Source organism: Nocardiopsis kunsanensis DSM 44524, from assembly GCF_000340965.1.
GTDB classification, from domain to species: domain Bacteria; phylum Actinomycetota; class Actinomycetes; order Streptosporangiales; family Streptosporangiaceae; genus Nocardiopsis; species Nocardiopsis kunsanensis.
On sequence record NZ_ANAY01000056.1, the window covers coordinates 1 to 15,960 of the forward strand.

Consider the following 15,960-nt stretch of genomic DNA (forward strand, 5'->3'; position numbering starts at 1 on the left):
TCCATGATGGCGGATCTGAGACGAAGAATCAGGAACTTAACAAAGTACTACTAGGTGGCCACTACGAGCGCAACCCCGACGGGTCCATCGCCGCGGAGGGCAGCGGCGGAGCGCCCTTGCGGTGCTGGGCCGAACGCCGGCCCGAGTTGACCGACAGGCCCCTGCAACAGACTCCTGAACAGGAACAATGACCCCTATGACAGAGCACACGCCCGAGAACGGCACTGAGCTGACCACCCGGCACCAACAACGAGAAGCCGCCCCGTGACCATGACGAACAACCTGCGCCAGCCCCTGATCGGCTCGAGGGGTGCCGAACTTGACGGGGAGGACCTGCACGCAGCCTCTGCCCCGAGCGGGGCGGGGTGGGCGTGATGCAGGAGCGCTATCGCAGCATCGTCGACGTCCACGTCATCCTGTACCAGGACGGGCAGATCCTGCTCTTGGAGCGACGGGCTACGGGTTACGCGGACGGGAAGCTGCATTTGCCTTCAGGGCACCTGGAGGAAGGCGAACCGTTGCATGCGGGAGCGGCGCGCGAGGCCCGTGAGGAGGTCGGGGTCGCCCTCGATCCCGGCCACCTGACCCTCGCAGCAGTCGTCCACCACCGGCAACGTGAGGATCTGGCTCGGGTGGGGATGTTCTTCGTCGCCACCCGATGGAGCGGTCAGCCCCACGTGGCCGAGCCGCACAAGGCCGGGAAGCTGGTGTGGGCCGATCCGTCTCTGCTGCCCTCGAACACCATCGACTACCCGGCCGCAGGAATCCGGGCGTGGCTCAACAATGCCGGGTATGTGCCCCATGGTTGGTGAGAATCTCCCCCAACCAGCTGGGTTTACGATCCGGCCCGCGAGCACCGGCGACACTCCCGCTGTGGCTGCCATGATCCACGCGCGCTGCGGCTGGCTGGAGCAGCGCGGCCTGCCCTCGTTGCGACAGAGCGTGGACGCGCTCGCTGAGCAATGCGGAGACGGCACCGTGTGGATGCTGACCACCACAGGCGGGGACGTGGTCGGGTGCACGACAGTGCTCGACCACGGACCCGCGCGCGACTGGACCGAGGCCGAACGATCCGAGCCCGCCCTGTACCTGTTCTCCACGGTCACCCACCCCGACTACCGGAGCCTCAAACCGGGCACGGTCATCGCGCACTGGGCAGTGGACCGGGCTGCCCGGCAGGGCCGGGAATGGGTGCGGCGCGGATGCCTCGACCTCGAGCTCCGGGACTACTACCAGGAGCAGGGCTTCGTCTTGGTCCGCGAGATACCTGTGCGCATCGGAACCCTGTACGTGATGGCGCGCCGGGCCGAGCGTCTTGACATAGCGATGCTGAGGGCCGCCTACAAATGAGAGCCCCAGGGTGGGTCCCCACGGGAGACCGTGGTGGCCCGTAGCTGGTTCGCCTGCGCGCGGACGTGAGGCTGCGCTACCGTACCCCGGACCCTGCCCACAATCCCCGGGGGATCCCTATGGCCACCAACCTGATCGAGTATTGGGACCGGTACGCGTCCGGTGTGGACGCTGACGAGGAACCGTTCGCGTGGACTCAATGGGGCGCCGGGCACGGGCCCGGGGTCGAGCTTCTCGGAGATCCGGCTACGTCCCTGGAGTTGGGGTGTGGCCGTGGTGTCGAGGTCGCGGCGCTGGCCCGGGCAGGGGTCGCAGCCGAGGGGATCGATCTCTCCCCCGTCCAGGCAGAGCAGGCCCGCGCCCGGTGCGAACCGGTCGGCGGTCAGGTCCACCAGGGCGACGTACTGGAGTTCCTGCGCGGCACTGACCGGACCTGGGATGCGCTGTACTCGGCGTGGGGAGCCGTTTGGTTCTCCGATCCTCGCGAGTTGCTGCCGCTGGCCCACGAACGGCTCTCTCTCGGCGGCCGGTTGGTGTTCGCTCACGCTCCTGCCGTCACCGGCGCCTATGGGGTGCAGGGGATGTACGCGAATGGGTTCCGGGGCCGGGCCGTGTGGGTGCACCGGTGGGCGTATGAGCCGCACGTGTGGGAGGAGATGCTCCACGACGCGGGGTTCGCGCGCGCTCGGGTGTGGATCGAGCCGGCACCGGAGGCCGATCATGTGGGGACCCTCATCGGAGTGGCCTCTCGCTGAGGGGTTGCGGTGATCCACACACACAGAGACGGGCGACTCTCCTGCATGCACGAGATGCGCATCTACAAGCGGTACTTCGACCTGATCGCCTCGGGCAAGAAGACGACCGAGATCAGGGTCAACGACAGCAGCCGTAAGCGGCTCAAGGAGGGCGACCTGTTGCGGTTCAAGTGCCGCGAGGAGGAAGTACTCACCCGCATCACCCGGATCGCCCGCTACCGGGACTTCGACGACATGTTCGGTACCGAGCCAATCTCGTCGGTCAACCCGACCGCTCCGAAGGCCGATCAGCTCCGCAACATCCGGGAGATCTACCCACCCGAGCGCGAGGAGCTGGGAGTGGTCGCGATCGGGATCGAGGTGGTCGCTCCGTGATCTGTGAGGGGGCCGGTACCAGCGCGGCAGTTGGTACCGGCCCCTTGGGCCGTAGTGGACCACACTCGGCCTGGCGCCCTCGCGTGTGGCGGAGCGACGAAGTGCGAGGGCCCGTCATCAGTGGAGCACGCCCGCCCGCTCTCCCCGGGCAATGACACGGCTGACCTGGCCGGAGAGGGCTTTGGTCCCGCAGGAGGATCGACGCCGGGCCGCTGTGTGCCCGCGGCGCACACCAGTAGGTCACCACCCACGGGATACCGGGGTTTCACGGACAAGGGCCCGCCGAGGAGTCCTAGAAGTCGACGATCGCGCCCTTTGCGTTGTCCAGCTCGCACACGTTGGGGAAGACCTTCTCGTAGTCCTCGGCGCCGCTGACCCGGAAGGTGACCGGTAGGAACTCCTGGGTGCAGTGGTGCTCGGGCGTGGCCCGCACGCTGGCGATGTCGCCGTGCTGGGCGATGAGGTCGCAGGCTTCCTCGGCCCAGGGGTGCTCGCCCCCGGCCGGGTGGCACTCCAGGCTGACCTTGCGGTGCGGGCTCCTGTCGAAGTAATTGCTGTGTTCGACAGTGTCGAAGACCTCAAGCGTGTACACGGTCCTGCGCTCTTCGTCGGCGCTGGCGGGCGCGGTCGCTGTCACGGCGACGGCGGCGGCACAGATCAGGGCGGTAGCGATGCGGTGCACTGCGAACTCCCGGGATGAGAACAAGGTTCAACACGAATAATAGCCGCACGGTTACGCTCAGTGGCGTGTTTTCTGCGAACCCGCCCCGGCCCGGGAGCCGAATCAGGCCGGGGTTGTCCACAGGCGCACAAATCGGCCTGGCGGCGCGGTTCGTGGTGCCTCACGCTGGAGTTCCACACCAGGGAGGGGGCGCGAAGTGCGCTGGGAGATATGGGACGCGCAGGTTGGAGCGTTACTCGCAGAGGGGACAACGAGCCTCGATGGGGCGTGCGAGCGCCTGGAGCAACTGCTCACTGCGACCCGGGAACAGGTGGAGGCCACCGGCGACAGCGTCGAGGCCATGGTGTTGGAGTGGGAGATCCTCGACGTCGACACCGGCCGGGTGGTAGCTGGCCACTCCGGGGCGCCAGAGCCGATGTCGGAGTCTTGATGCAGATCCGGCCCGCAGTCCCATCGGACGGACCGGCGATCGCTGACCTACTGATCCGACAAGCCCCGCACATGGAGGTTAAGGGCTACCCCCACGGTCGGTGGCCCGAGGGGATCATGGTTCTGGTCGCAGTCGAGGAGGACCACCTCGTGGGCTGGGTCGAAGGGGTTTTGGACGGGGCCTACACCGGGCCTGGTTCCCCTACGCCGCCACCCCACGGCTACGTACTCGGAGTCGTCGTGGACCCGGCGTGGCGCCGAATGGGGGCCGGCAGGGCCCTGTTGGACTCGTTCGTCTCCGTGGCGTCCGACGAGGCTGTGCGGTGGGTGTTCCTGTTCCCTGAGGAAGGCGAAGACGTTGCGGGCCGGGTCGCGTTCCTGCGAGCAGCGGGTTTCGAGCCGGTGGACGACCCCACCGAGACAACCCCCGCCATGGGGCGCTGGACGTAGGCTGCGTTACGGGACGACACAGCGATGGAGCGTGGCCGGACGCATCCCGTCGACCGGGGTGTCCACATCCGGCCGCCATCGCACCAGCCTGGCGGGGGTAGGGCTCGGGGCGCCTGCCCCCAGCCATGGAATCGAGGACCCTGTGACCCTCACCCCCGAACACGCCCCGCCCGTTGGGATGCTCTGGCTCGATCTCACCCGCCAATGTCAGCTCGAATGCGCCCACTGTTACAACGCATCCGGGCCCACCGGCGGGCACGGCGATATGGGTCTGGCCGACTGGATCCGCACCGTCGACCAGGCCGCGGCGGCCAGCACGGGCCACGTGCAGCTGATCGGTGGAGAGCCGACCCTGCACCCGCACGCCCGGGAGATCGCTGAACACGCCCTCGGGAACGGTATGGGTGTGGAGGTGTACTCCAACCTGGTGCACCTCTCCCCTGCCTGGTGGGAGCTGCTCCAGCGCCCCGGCATGAGATTGGCGACGTCCTACTACTCCTCCGACCCGGCCCGGCACGGCGCCATGACCGGTCGGGCTGCCTCGCACCGCCATACCCGGGCGAACATCGTCCGCGCCCTGGACCTCGGTGTGCCTCTGCGGGTGTCGATCGTGGCCGTCGACGGGCACGACGTCGAGGCCACGCGGGAGGACCTCGAACACCTCGGCGTTACCCGGATCGGCGTGGACCGCGTGCGCCCCTACGGGCGCGGCGCCAACGGGCAGGAACCGGACTGTGCGGGCCTGTGTGGGGCCTGCGGCGTTGGGCGCGCAGCGGTGGCACCGGACGGCACGGTCAGCCCGTGCGTGTTCTCCACATGGATGCAGACGGGCAACGTACACGAGCAGCCTCTGGCCGCTATCCTGGCCGGCCCCGACATGCAGCAGGCACGCCATGAGATCCGTGCGGGGCAGGATCCCGACAACCCACCGAATCCCATCCCGTGCGGGCCTGACTATGACTCGTGCACTCCCGGTGGCCCGCCGTCGGGGTGCAGCCCCCGCAACTGACAGAGGCCAGACATGGACGAGCAGATCCTCCGACTCATCACCCCCCACGCCGGGAAGATCCAGGCGGTCAAACCCACCACGGGCGGGCACGGGGCGGCGATGACGGCCCTGGTCGAAACCGAACAGGGCAGGTTGTTCGTGAAGGCCACCCCGAACCGGGCGGGCGGGAACCTGGATGCGGCGCGCCGTGAGGCCGCGATCGGCCCGCACCTGGGAGACGTCGCCCCGGCGTTCCGGTTTCAGGTCGAAGATGGCGACTGGTTCGTGGTCGGCGCTGATGCGTTGGACGCGCGCGCCTCGGACTTCACGCCCGAGTCGGAGGACCTGCCCACCATCATCGATGCCGTGGACCGGGTGAGCTCGCTCGGCGTGCCCGACGTGGCCGCCAGGTGGGTTGAGACGAGGTGGGACCGGTTCGCGACCGAGCGGGAGAAGCCGCTCCTGCGGGGAAGGGCGCTCACCCACGCGGACGTGCATGGCCGCAACGTCCTCATCGACGGCGTCGGCCGGGGTTGGGTGGTGGATTGGGACTGGCCGACCTTGGCATCCTCGGTGGTGATGCCGACCAGCCTGGCGGTGCAGCTCGTCTCAGCAGGCCACTCGCCGGAGTCGGCGCAGGCGTGGGTGGCCAAGACCAGGGTGTGGGGCGCGGCGAGCAGCGAGGAGCGGCGGATGTTCGCGGCGGTGAACGCGAGGATGCACGACTGGCTCGCCGAGCTTCGAGGTGAGGAATGGCTGCACGCCATGGCCAAAGCAGCGCACGCGTGGTCCGAGCACATGAACCGGTGACCGGCCGCAAGAGCAAGGCGGCCGGGCGGGTCAGCCTCCGAGGACCTGGTCGATGTCCTCATCTGAGGCCTGGTCCCGCACCCACATCGCCAGCGCCTCGCACAGCGACTCCGGCAGGCCCGGCGTGGCGGGGTCGGGGATGTCGTACAGGTGCATCGTGATCGGGTCGATGTGCAGCCACATCTCGCCGTGCTCCTCAACAGCCTTCGCGTACCCCTCGAGACCGCCGTCGCCTTCGACGATGGTTTCGCCGGTGCGGTAGTCGGTGACATCCCACGTGTCCTGGCCGGTCTGGCCACCGCTGACGATGCGGTGGCCCTTGACCTCGTAGTCCTTGAGGAGGTCCTCGTGGCGCTGGTCGTGTTCTTCCTCGAACCGCAGGATGGCGCGGATGTGCTGGCGCACAAGCTGGTCGGTCATGTGTGCCTCCTTGGAGGACGGCGGGGCGCCTTTCGGTGGCGGGTCAGCCCTTCTCGCCGTGTTCGAAGCGGGCAGATCGAGCCGCACGGTAGGCACCGATAACACGAGGGCTTGGTTCTTCGCTCAGGCAGGTCCCGCCGCCAGTCCAGTTTCCCCACTCAACCTTGCGGGTCTCCCAGAAGATTTCCGGACAGTCGTTTCCGACCAGCCCTTGCCCGGAAGGCGCAGAGAGCGAACCGTCTTCTTCAAAGTCGGTGCTGCCTTGGGTGACGTCCCCCTTCCAGAAGCTGAGAACGGCGTGCGAGGGCCACGCGTACCCGGCGTGCTGGCCACTGTCACGTTCGACCACCGGGCCGGCTGTACCTACAGGCCCGAGGATGAGAAGCCGGGCACCGACCCGTGAGGGATCTTCTACTGCACGCCCCGAGGGAGTGGCAGGCAAGCCCCAATGTGGGATCACGGCGTCGACGAGTAGTTCGATGTCGAGCTGGTCTTCGCTGCCTTTGACCTCTACCCACAGCCCGCTCGTGGGCAGATAGAAGTCCGGCAGGTAGGGCTTGCCGTCGACGAGGTAGCCCTGTGGTTCGTACTCCCAAGGGATGCCGAGGTGGTCGAAGAACACGGCCCAGCGGGCTTCGAGGCGGGACCTGAAGCGGTGCCCGGCGTAGCGGGTCTCGATGGGGGTGATGGCCACGGAGACCTCCTCCTTCATGATGGGGTGCTGGCCGTCGCCGCCCCCCCGGGGGGCGTGTCAGGTCAGTCGCTGTCGGTCCGCTTCTCCGGAAACACGCGCACGGGTCGTGGGTCGCCACCCAACGAGGCTGTCGTCCATGTCCCTCCTCGGTACGATTCAACGTCCTCTGCGAACACGGGGAGCGCGAATGTCCCCGATTGGCCGTAGCTGCACATGGCCCAGGCCACCAGCGGCTCTCTTTCGCCGTCTTCACGCTCAACCACCCACCCGTTCCCAGGAATGAAGGCGAAGGGCAAGGGGTCGCCCTCAAGGTCGATGTGGTCGTACCCCGGGATCGACTCGGCGCGGACGAGGCCCTTGCTCTCGACAACCATGGGGTGGCCGTCGTCATCCCAAGCCTCGATGGCCTTGGCGTGGGGACGGTGCGACTCGTCGGATTTGCGGTAGTAGGCGACACGGCCAGGGTCTGCCTTGATCATGTTGTTCTCCTTCTTGGGGGTAGAGGGGGCGCCGCACGCCGGCGCCCCGGGAGTCAGAACAGGGTGGGCTGTTCGATGTCCACCGGCTCGTAGTCCCGCTCGATGTCGAGTATGTCCACTTGGCCACACCCCGGACACCGGAACGCGCACAGCCGGTACACCGCCCACGCGGGCACCTGCACTTCCTTGACGGCCATCCCCTCACGGTGACCGGACCGGCGAGGTTTGGTAGCGGGGAAGGTCTCCCCGGGGAGCGGCTGGGCTCGCCCGGCGGCGAACAGCGGCGTGCTCGTGGACCCGCAGCGCTCACACTCAGCAGGTCCCAGGCAGATTGCCTGGGCGGACACGGTCCAGGGCTCCCAGACGATCGTGCGGCCATTGTGGAAGGTGTAGTCGGACAGAGCAGGGGCGAGAGCGGGGAACTGTACGACGGCCATCGGGTCCTCCTGGTGTCCATGGTCGTTGAGGAGACGGTGGGGCGCCAGGACGAACCTGGCGCCCCGGGGTTGTTCGTCTCAGCTTGAGTTTTAACCTTTGCTCTGGTTGGTGGGCCTCGAGGGTCGGGGCACGTTTGACCGTTTTGCCTACCCCGTGATGGAACGCTCGGCGGCGGTTGCCCGACCCGAGCGGGCGTCCGGGACCCGGCCGACAGGGTTTGGGCGCACCGGCCGGGCAGGCCACCCTCACTCGGAGGTGGCGAAACCCCCGCCGCACCCGGCCCTGGGAACGGGCGGCCCGGCCGGGCCGCCCGTTCCCAGGGCCGGCGTAGGTCCTCAGCGAGCGGGCGGGCCAGCCACAGCTGGGTGTGGGCGGCGATCACCAGCCAGGTCCACCGGTCAGCGGCCTCGGGCGAGCGGAGGCGGGGAGCAGTCCAGCCCAGGGTCTGCTTGAACAGGCGGAAGGTGTGCTCCAGGTCGAAACGGCGCAGGAACGCCTGCCAGAGCCGGTCCACATGGTCGTCATCGGCCCCGGTGGCCGAGGACCACAACCACACCGGCTTGGGGTCGCGGTCGCCGGGCAGGTACTCGACCTGCAGGCACCGACGGCTCGGACGGCGTCGAGGCCAGTGACCCTGCCCCGGGTACACACTGGCTCCATGACTGATTCTCAGGACGACTGCCCCGGACCGGCCCGACCATTCGGCAGATCTACCCACCCGAGCCCGAGCCGTGGCCGGGGTGAGGGTGAACTTTCAACCCTCGGTTGATGGTTGACCGAATGCGGCCAACCCAGCCACGGCCTGCACATGCCGGGCTACCGTACCCGTGTTCGCTTCTGAACGGATCGGAGCGGGATGGTAACTATGGGCTCTGTAACCTGTGACACCTGCAACGGAAACAAAACGATCGTGGTCCCCCAAGACGGGACACCCGAACGCATCCTGTGCCCCGCCTGCAACGGGACAGGCAAACGCCCCTGAAAGGCCCTATGGAAACCGCCACCGTCCACGACGTCCGTGTCCTGCTGCCCGACGACGAGGAAGACACCCACACCACGTGGCCCCACAACGACACGCTGGCCAAGGAAACCCTCTCGCACGCGGCGTACTCCGGTGTGGACCTGGCCGGGCACCGGTGGCACAACGTGAAGATCTCTCGTGTGGTCTTCACCGATTGCCGGTTCACCGGCCTCACCGTGAACGGGGCCGAGCTGGCCGACGTGCTGTTTCGCGACTGCGTGTTCGACTATGCGTACATGGCGCGGGTACGGGCTACCTCCGGTGTGGCCTTCGCCGGGTGCCGGCTCGTAGAGACCGTGTTTGAGGACTGCGACCTGTCGGGGGTTGCGATGGACGGGTGCCGCCTGGACGGTGCCCAGTTCGACGGCACCCGGATGGACGGGGGTGATCTTCGTGGGAGCACGACCGAGGGCGTGGGCGGGGTCTTGTCGCTACGCGGGGTCACGCTCAACGCCGACCAGATCCCGTCCCTGATGTCTGGGGTCGCCTCCGAACTGGGGTGGCGGATCGACCCTTGACCTGTGCGGGCGGGTCACAAATCCGCACCCCCTGACACAGGCGAAGCTCCGCCCTACCCTGGGGCCTGACTTTCGACTTGACGGCTACTGGCCAGCGCGCTGACGGTATACGTCCATGACCTCGGGGGCGTTGAGCGGGGAAGGCACCCAGGTCGCCTCAGCGCTGGCGCCGCCGCGCTGGACAGCGGCCTCCTCTTCGCTCAGGTACTCCTCGGGGATGTCGAACTCACCGCCTCGGGCGCCCAAGACGAAGGCCTCCCACTCGGCGGGCGTGAAGAACAGGGTGCCCTTCCCCGGGTCCTTGCCGTCACGCACGGCCCGGAACCCGTCATCGAACTCAGCGACCTCGACGATGGCCTCCGAGCTCTCCTTAGACAGGGACGAACGCATCCACACCGCGTGGGTGGTGTCGTGCCACTTGGGGTTGCCCTCGGCCTCCGGCGGCGGGTTGGTGGGGTCGAGGTAGGTCATCGTGTGCCTCCTGGTTCATGTCGGCCGTGGGCGGTAGTCTGCTCACAGTCCGGACATAGAGCGACCCCCGCCACCACGATTGGCGGGGGTCGATCTGTATCACGTGTCAGGAGCGGACGGCGTTCAGGAGCGCGTCCCATTCGTGGGCGGGCACACTCAGGTGACCCTGACCTCGGTTCTGAGTGTCACGCACACAGGTCATAAGCCCTTCGGACACCTCTACGCAATGCCCGCCGTTAGCGTTGCTGTAGCTGGACGTGTGCCAACTCTCGTTGTTCATCAGATGCCGCCTCGTATCTCTTCCATCCTGGACCGGGACGCCGGTACCGGCATCGCGGCGCTTCTCAGCTCCGCGAACACACGGTCGTAGCTTGCCACAACCTCAGGTTGCTTGAGCGATACCCCGGTCTCCTGGCTCTCGACGTACACGAATGTGTCGTCGGGTCCTTCCATCAGCGTAAAGGACCCCCCAAGACCTGCATGGCCCTCGGTCGCGATCGGGACGATCTGGATGTTCAGTCGTGGGCGATACGACTGCTTGATCAAGTGGGCGATCTGATCACTCATCACTTGCGGCTCCCGGAACCGCCGGAGCAGGACGACCTCATCGAGGAGGACGGTCATTGTTGGTGGGTGATCGCGTTCAAGGATGCGTTGTCTCTGCCGACGAGCCTTCACGATCTGGTTGATCGTTTCCGCTTTGGCCTCGGGTTTTCCCACTTCGGTGAGGGCTCGCACGTAGCCCTCCGTCTGCAACACGCCGGGGACCAGACCGAGTGAGTACTCGCGGATCTTGGAGGCTTCCTGTTCGGCCTCCGCCACTTCCCGGAAGTACGCGGTCATCCCTGTGCCTGAGAAGGCTGCGTCCCACGCGTCCAGGAGAACCTTGCGTGCGTTGAGTGCGCGGTCAAGGCGCACCACGTTGTCCCGTCGTGTCTCTTTTTTCCCTTGCTCCAGATCGCTGATCGTGCTCTGCCCGACCATAGAGACAGCAGCCAGCCGATTCTGAGTGATGCCTGCCTGACCTCGAAGTTTCTTGAGGAGGTCCCCGAATCGTTTCCGGGGGAGAGCTTCGCTATCGTTCTTCGTCACGATCGAACCGCCAGATTATCTAGCCATATCGCTGGCAATCAAAAATCAACCGAGATGAGAGATAAGCATAGACCGGGATGACGCGTTCTTGGCAAGGTCTGTGGCCATGGGGGTGCAGGCCAAAAAAAGCCCCGGGGTCGATGCCGACGACCGCCGAGGCGACGCCCCACCTAGGACCTGAACAACTGAGGTGAGACGAATGCAGTATACCGCTGCCAAACCCGGACAGAGCAAGCCCCGTGTGCACGTGCACCAGCCTTTCGATGGAAGCCTGGACAGCGCCCGCGAGGCCCGCTCGTGGGCCACGAGCACCCTCGCCAAACTCGGAATCGCCCCTCCTGAATGGCTAGACCTGATAGTTAGCGAGCTTGCCACCAACGCAGTCGCCCACACCCGCAGCGGCGCCCCTGGCGGGCGCTACACCCTCCGCATCGCGATCTCCCCCGACCAAGTCCGTGTAGAGGTGCGCGACGCCGGTGCTCTAGCTGATCGCTTCCCCGCGCGCGTGTGGGCGCATCCGGAGGCGACCCATGGGCGGGGTCTGGCCCTTGTCGACACGTTCGCCACCCGGTGGGGGCTGCTCTCTTCCGACACCGGGGTGTGGGCAGAGGTCGCGCGATGATCCTTGACCTGCGCATCCCAACTGAGCGCCCTTTGCCCCGGCCGCTCATAGTCCGCCCTTACGTGCTTGACACGGAGCACAAGGACCGCAGGTGGCTCAACCGCTGCGCCGGGGTCGACACCGAAGCCCTACCCCTGGCCGCGCTGTTCGCGATCGCCACCCCTCAGGCGGTGAGCAGATGACTGACGGACCCGCCTCCGAAAGACCTGAGGGGCCGGTTCTGCCCGCGCACCAGCTCGTGGCTCTGGCTCTGACCCGCCCTCTGGACCGCGGCAGCGATGACGCTGTCGCCCGCGTGCAGCGCGTGCTCCTGGAGGCGCTGCACGCCGACGACACGACGTTCCAGTAGGGAGCCCTATCCGGACCCGCCCACCATTCCGTTCCCTGCCCACCCGCCAGGGCTAGACGCTCCTCGAACAGGACCGGCGCATGGACATCAACCACCCGCAGGAACGCCCCGAGCATCGGGCAGCCCGCCGGGGATGGACGCTCACCCGCGAGCACCTGCCCGTTCTGGGATGGGTCTACCGCCTGGTCCAACCCGAGGGCAGGTCCGGATCCTGTACGGCCTCCGCGGCATCGACTCATGCCTGCCCCGATGACTCCCGCGCACTGGCTGCCGGTCCCCTGACCCAGCCGGTGCGCGGGCACCAAACCGGCCGCTGCCCCACACCCTTATGGCCGGGTGTGTGAGGCGCGCCCTGGGCCCGGGACAGCCCTCGGGCCCAGGTGCCACCACGAGCAGAGGCCTGGTGGCATCCCACACGTAACCAACCACCCGCCACATGGCAGAGGAGACCGCGATGGCGGACTGGCTCCCCCGCCCCGAGGCCGCCTTTCGCAACCGCACGGCCCAAGAGCCGTTCGAAAGCGGAGACGGCCGGCCCTCTCCACCAGGCCCACGAGACGACCAACAGCAAGGAACACCAGAAGTGAGTCGCATGCGCGCAGCCAGCAGGTGCCCGCATGAACCCACACCTGCCGTAGCCCCATCCGAGAGCGAACCCTAGGAACACAGGACACATGCCCTCCATCAACAGCCGCCTCCTGGCTGCGGACCAAGAGCCCACCACTACCGTCACGCTGCTGGAGCCCGACCACACCGTGGGCCGCGTGCAGCGCACCGTGCTGCCCAGCGGGCTCCGTGTGATCACTGAAAAGAAAAACGCAGCCGCAGCTACGGTCATGTTCGGCGTGGCCGTCGGCTCCCGCGATGAGGAACCACAGGAGTACGGGGCCGCGCATTTCCTGGAGCACCTGGCCTCCTGCGGCACCGAGACCCGCAGCAAGGACGACATCCTCGCCGAGGGCGAGCGGATCGGTGCCCGTTCCAACGCCGGCACCGGCGCAGAGCACACCACCTACTTCGCCACGGTGCTGCCCCGCGACGTGCCTGCGGCTCTCGACCTGATCGGCGACATGGTCACCCGCCCGCGGTTTACGAGCGCAGGATCATCCTGCAGGAGATCGCCCGCCGGTACGACAACTTGGCCCAGTCCATCGGGGACGAGGTCCTGTCAGGCCTGTACGGGCCTACCTCTCCGCACGGGCACCTCATCGGCGGCAGCCGCCAGAGCCTGGAACAGCTCACGGTCGCCGACATCGAACGGTTCCACCAATCCCAGTACGTACCGAAGCGCACGGTGGTGGTCGTGACCGGAGATGTGGACCACGACATGGTGCTCACGCAGGCCCAGAAGTTCTTCCCGGACCATCCGCGCGGTGTTGCCTCCCGGCCCCGTCCTTCGGGGCAGGTACAGGTACAGCACGGCTCTGTGCGCAGCCCGCGTGAGTCCCATCAGACCCACGTCGCTGTCGCTGTGGAGGGGGTCGCGTGCACCGACCCGTGTACCCCCGCACAGAACATCCTCGGTGCTGCCCTTGGTGGCCTGCGTTCCTCCCAGACGATGGATGCCTGGGAACGGGGCCGGGACCGGGCCGAGGAGCTCTTCCTCGGCGAGATGGGCCGCGGACGTCCCGTCGCTCTCTCGGAGGACCTCGCCGCGCTGAACGCGGTCACTCTCGAGGATCTGCACAAGGTCGCATCGCAGCTGTGCTCGCGACCGCAGTTGACGGTCCTGCTCGGCAACGTCTGACGACCACCTCGACCGGTGCGGCGCAGAGCCCCCCTCTCGCCACGAACACGCGCTCTGCGTCGCACCTTCACCCCTTCTTCCCTCTTTTCCGGGAGCCCATCGTGTACACGCGCCCCCTCCACACCCAGGCCCCCACGGCGTTGGCCACCCCTTTCTCCCCGCATGCCACGGCACCGGACGCAGCCAACCTCAGGCGCTGGGATGCGTTGTTCGATCGCCTGCACCAGGCCGCGGGCGAGTTCTTGACGCCCGAAGCCCTCGACCACGAGCTACTCAACCAGGGCCCAGGATCCTGGCTGAGCCTGCGTACACGCACCCACGTCCCGCCCATCCTGGAGTCGTGGCGGCTGTGGTTCACCGGCCGCGAGGCGCCCGCCCGCAGGGTGCTGCGCGCCCAGCGCCCACAGTGGCGCAACGAGCTCGACACCCTCGAACGCCAGGGGCGCACGCGCCAGGTGCTGTGGGTGCATTCCGTACCGCTGAGCCCGTACGGGCACTACACCCGCACCCGCCTCACCCACCAACAGGAATGCGGCCTCCAGGTGCGCACCGTGGACACCCGGCACCTGGCCGGCCTTCACCTGTGCGATCTGGAGGTTCTGCCCGGGGTGGTGTACCTGCACCGCCACACCTGGAGCGGCGTGCACCAAGGCGCGATCCGCCTGGACGAGCCGCCCCTGGTGGCAGAAGCCGAAGACCTCGTCGGCCAGTTCTGGGAGAGCGCAGCACGCCTTCCAGAAATCGACTGATACGTCCCTGGCGCAAGGCCGGCGGGGGACTCCGATGGGCGCTTCCCGTTGCCGCTCCCCCATGCCTGATGCCGCGCCGACAACAAGCTCGAACACCCCTACCACTTGAGAGGTCCCTGATGCTCGACTCCGTTGCACAGCTCAACCGCGTGGCCGATCGCGAGGGCATCCCCAACGCGGACGTGCTGCTCATCGCGCTGAACTCCTGTGGCGCCCGCTCCCCACTCACGAAACCGCGCATGCGTTTCCGTCTACACCTGGACGGATATCCCGATCCCGTCTACCTCATCCTCTCCCTGGGCCGGGATGGCTCTCCCTTCGAGATCGACTCCGAGGAACTGCGCCTGCACGGGCAGCGTGTGGGACGGGTGGCCGGGATCGAGGACGACGACGCCGTCCTCGGCTACTGGCGCAACGATGGGCGGGTCCTGACCCTGAACTCCAACGCCCGCAGCCAGTGCGTGGGGTGCACGTTCTGCCCCAACACTCTCGAAGGAGCCTCCGACCCGGCCCTGGATCGCCACCAGCTCTCGAGCTCTCTCCAGGCTCTGGCCGCGCAGTCAGGCATGGCGGACCTGTCGCGAATGGAAACCCTGACCGTGTGCACGGGGTGTTTCCTGTACGAGGACCTGGCGCTGGAACACTTGTCCCATGTGCGGGCGGCCATGAACGACCACGGCAACCTCGGCACCCTCCAGTTCCTCTCCTCCGTGCTCACGACGCAGGAAGGGCTGCGCGCAGCCGCCGAGCTCGGACCGTTCCACCTGACACTGACAGCGGAATGCTTCACCCAGCGCCGTGATCTACTGAAGGGCTCCAAGGCCTCACTGAGCCCGGACCAGATGGTCACCGCCCTCGCGCACGCCCGTGAGTTGGGAATCACCACCGACTTCACCTACATCGTGGGTCTGGACCCAATGGAGACCGCGATCGAGGCCCTGGCCGACTTCGTTCCGGTCACCAGTACCTTCCCCCGGTTGCAGATCTACCAGGCCCACACCCCGCTGATGGACGTGCACCGGACCCCCGGCTCCGAGACCCTCGAATGGCACCTGGAGATGCGCCACCGTCTGGAGCGCCTCTTCCTCAGGACGGGTCTGCGCCCGCAGTGGTGGGAGAACTACCGTTCCCCCTGGTGCTTCTCCTTCGCCGGTGAGCCCCTGGACGGGACCAAAGTCTGATGGAGTCCATCCGTAAGGTCCGCATCTGGCCACTGCCTTCCCAACCCCCCGACCTCCCACCGGATCTGTCCAACCCCATCGCAGCGTGCGCGCTTACCCCGGCCGGGCCCGCCTGGCCCGAACACCGGCACCGCTTCGCTCTGGAACTGGTGGCCGCCCAGACCAGCGGCTGGTCCGGGCCCGTCAGCGAAACCGTGGCCCTGATCCTGGCCGGTGAACTCGCGCCCGGCTTGCTCGGCCACGACCCTACTCAGCACCGTGCCCTGGCTCACCGGCCCGCCCTAGATGAGTAATTCCAAGGGGTGCCGGAGCCAGACATGAGACGAGGGAGTTCAATGCC

Annotated in this window: 24 protein-coding genes and 2 pseudogenes; 18 read left to right on the plus strand and 8 right to left on the minus strand. The window is 67.4% G+C overall.

The genetic code is table 11. The features are described from left to right. From D456_RS27300 to D456_RS0122800, 5 genes and pseudogenes are all read left to right on the plus strand, one after another. Positions 1-191: pseudogene (locus D456_RS27300) on the plus strand (hypothetical protein); the annotation flags it as partial. Between the two features lie 183 nt (positions 192-374). After that, positions 375-812 (plus strand): NUDIX hydrolase, encoded by a 438-nt coding sequence (locus D456_RS24815; RefSeq protein WP_083904681.1) that lies wholly within the window; start codon positions 375-377, stop codon positions 810-812. A 70-nt stretch (positions 813-882) separates the two neighbouring features. Continuing rightward, complete coding sequence (locus D456_RS0122790; RefSeq protein ID WP_230480383.1) at positions 883-1,350, plus strand: GNAT family N-acetyltransferase; 468 nt, start codon at positions 883-885, stop codon at positions 1,348-1,350. 119 nt (positions 1,351-1,469) lie between these two features. Further along, positions 1,470-2,105: a methyltransferase domain-containing protein gene (locus tag D456_RS0122795; RefSeq protein WP_017578492.1), complete on the plus strand. Its 636-nt coding sequence runs from the start codon at positions 1,470-1,472 to the stop codon at positions 2,103-2,105. 45 nt (positions 2,106-2,150) lie between these two features. Then, a complete protein-coding gene (locus D456_RS0122800) occupies positions 2,151-2,480 on the plus strand; it encodes an ASCH domain-containing protein (protein WP_040699941.1) in 330 nt (109 codons plus the stop codon). A gap of 292 nt (positions 2,481-2,772) precedes the next feature. Here the strand turns inward: D456_RS0122800 and D456_RS0122805 are convergent, their stop codons facing one another. Beyond that, complete coding sequence (locus D456_RS0122805) at positions 2,773-3,162, minus strand: SSI family serine proteinase inhibitor (protein ID WP_017578494.1); 390 nt, start codon at positions 3,160-3,162, stop codon at positions 2,773-2,775. A 196-nt stretch (positions 3,163-3,358) separates the two neighbouring features. Between D456_RS0122805 and D456_RS0122810 the strand changes: the two genes are divergently transcribed. From D456_RS0122810 to D456_RS0122825, 4 genes are all read left to right on the plus strand, one after another. Then, complete coding sequence (locus tag D456_RS0122810) at positions 3,359-3,592, plus strand: hypothetical protein (RefSeq protein WP_017578495.1); 234 nt, start codon at positions 3,359-3,361, stop codon at positions 3,590-3,592. A 71-nt stretch (positions 3,593-3,663) separates the two neighbouring features. Next, positions 3,664-4,041 carry a GNAT family N-acetyltransferase gene (locus D456_RS0122815; RefSeq protein ID WP_338036334.1) on the plus strand — a complete coding sequence of 126 codons (378 nt, stop codon included), beginning with the start codon at positions 3,664-3,666 and terminating at the stop codon, positions 4,039-4,041. Positions 4,042-4,183: 142 nt separating this feature from the next. Then, the gene (locus D456_RS0122820) at positions 4,184-5,050 is read left to right on the plus strand and encodes a radical SAM protein (protein WP_017578497.1); all 867 of its coding nucleotides are present in this window, start codon (positions 4,184-4,186) and stop codon (positions 5,048-5,050) included. Between the two features lie 12 nt (positions 5,051-5,062). Continuing rightward, positions 5,063-5,839: a hypothetical protein gene (locus tag D456_RS0122825; protein WP_017578498.1), complete on the plus strand. Its 777-nt coding sequence runs from the start codon at positions 5,063-5,065 to the stop codon at positions 5,837-5,839. A gap of 30 nt (positions 5,840-5,869) precedes the next feature. Here the strand turns inward: D456_RS0122825 and D456_RS0122830 are convergent, their stop codons facing one another. From D456_RS0122830 to D456_RS0122845, 4 genes are all read right to left on the minus strand, one after another. Next, positions 5,870-6,259: a hypothetical protein gene (locus D456_RS0122830; RefSeq protein WP_017578499.1), complete on the minus strand. Its 390-nt coding sequence runs from the start codon at positions 6,257-6,259 to the stop codon at positions 5,870-5,872. A 43-nt stretch (positions 6,260-6,302) separates the two neighbouring features. Further along, a complete protein-coding gene (locus D456_RS25245) occupies positions 6,303-6,953 on the minus strand; it encodes a hypothetical protein (protein WP_152442659.1) in 651 nt (216 codons plus the stop codon). A gap of 62 nt (positions 6,954-7,015) precedes the next feature. After that, positions 7,016-7,432 carry a hypothetical protein gene (locus D456_RS0122840; protein WP_017578501.1) on the minus strand — a complete coding sequence of 139 codons (417 nt, stop codon included), beginning with the start codon at positions 7,430-7,432 and terminating at the stop codon, positions 7,016-7,018. A gap of 53 nt (positions 7,433-7,485) precedes the next feature. After that, the gene (locus tag D456_RS0122845) at positions 7,486-7,869 is read right to left on the minus strand and encodes a hypothetical protein (protein ID WP_017578502.1); all 384 of its coding nucleotides are present in this window, start codon (positions 7,867-7,869) and stop codon (positions 7,486-7,488) included. 991 nt (positions 7,870-8,860) lie between these two features. On the opposite strand from D456_RS0122845, the gene D456_RS24825 reads away from it, so the two are divergent. Continuing rightward, positions 8,861-9,409, plus strand: a complete 549-nt coding sequence (locus D456_RS24825) for a pentapeptide repeat-containing protein (protein ID WP_017578503.1) — start codon at positions 8,861-8,863, stop codon at positions 9,407-9,409. 84 nt (positions 9,410-9,493) lie between these two features. Here the strand turns inward: D456_RS24825 and D456_RS0122855 are convergent, their stop codons facing one another. The 3 genes from D456_RS0122855 to D456_RS24830 all read right to left on the minus strand — a co-directional run bounded on the left by D456_RS0122855 (position 9,494) and on the right by D456_RS24830 (position 10,972). Continuing rightward, positions 9,494-9,880: a DUF397 domain-containing protein gene (locus tag D456_RS0122855; protein ID WP_017578504.1), complete on the minus strand. Its 387-nt coding sequence runs from the start codon at positions 9,878-9,880 to the stop codon at positions 9,494-9,496. Positions 9,881-9,986: 106 nt separating this feature from the next. Further along, positions 9,987-10,160, minus strand: coding sequence for a DUF397 domain-containing protein (locus tag D456_RS26205; RefSeq protein ID WP_083904677.1), 174 nt, complete (start codon positions 10,158-10,160; stop codon positions 9,987-9,989). After that, positions 10,160-10,972 (minus strand): helix-turn-helix domain-containing protein, encoded by an 813-nt coding sequence (locus tag D456_RS24830; RefSeq protein ID WP_026116149.1) that lies wholly within the window; start codon positions 10,970-10,972, stop codon positions 10,160-10,162. The genes D456_RS26205 and D456_RS24830 overlap by 1 nt, the downstream gene beginning before the upstream one ends. Positions 10,973-11,171: 199 nt before the next feature. Here D456_RS24830 and D456_RS24835 point away from each other — a divergent pair, with 199 nt between their 5' ends. From D456_RS24835 to D456_RS0122895, 8 genes and pseudogenes are all read left to right on the plus strand, one after another. Further along, on the plus strand, positions 11,172-11,594 hold the full coding sequence (locus D456_RS24835; protein WP_083904678.1) for an ATP-binding protein: 423 nt from the start codon (positions 11,172-11,174) through the stop codon (positions 11,592-11,594). A gap of 178 nt (positions 11,595-11,772) precedes the next feature. Continuing rightward, positions 11,773-11,943 (plus strand): hypothetical protein, encoded by a 171-nt coding sequence (locus D456_RS26990; protein ID WP_160166750.1) that lies wholly within the window; start codon positions 11,773-11,775, stop codon positions 11,941-11,943. Positions 11,944-12,023: 80 nt separating this feature from the next. Continuing rightward, positions 12,024-12,287, plus strand: coding sequence for a hypothetical protein (locus D456_RS26745; protein WP_152442660.1), 264 nt, complete (start codon positions 12,024-12,026; stop codon positions 12,285-12,287). Between the two features lie 330 nt (positions 12,288-12,617). After that, positions 12,618-13,028 (plus strand): annotated as a pseudogene (locus D456_RS28100) (M16 family metallopeptidase); the annotation flags it as partial. 53 nt (positions 13,029-13,081) lie between these two features. Continuing rightward, a complete protein-coding gene (locus D456_RS27680; RefSeq protein WP_017578509.1) occupies positions 13,082-13,690 on the plus strand; it encodes an insulinase family protein in 609 nt (202 codons plus the stop codon). Positions 13,691-13,791: 101 nt separating this feature from the next. After that, positions 13,792-14,439 carry a DUF6879 family protein gene (locus D456_RS0122885; protein ID WP_017578510.1) on the plus strand — a complete coding sequence of 216 codons (648 nt, stop codon included), beginning with the start codon at positions 13,792-13,794 and terminating at the stop codon, positions 14,437-14,439. Positions 14,440-14,558: 119 nt separating this feature from the next. Beyond that, complete coding sequence (locus tag D456_RS0122890) at positions 14,559-15,620, plus strand: hypothetical protein (RefSeq protein ID WP_017578511.1); 1,062 nt, start codon at positions 14,559-14,561, stop codon at positions 15,618-15,620. Beyond that, positions 15,620-15,913 carry a hypothetical protein gene (locus D456_RS0122895; RefSeq protein WP_017578512.1) on the plus strand — a complete coding sequence of 98 codons (294 nt, stop codon included), beginning with the start codon at positions 15,620-15,622 and terminating at the stop codon, positions 15,911-15,913. Before D456_RS0122890 ends, D456_RS0122895 begins: the two co-directional genes overlap by 1 nt. Positions 15,914-15,960: the final 47 nt, after the last annotated feature.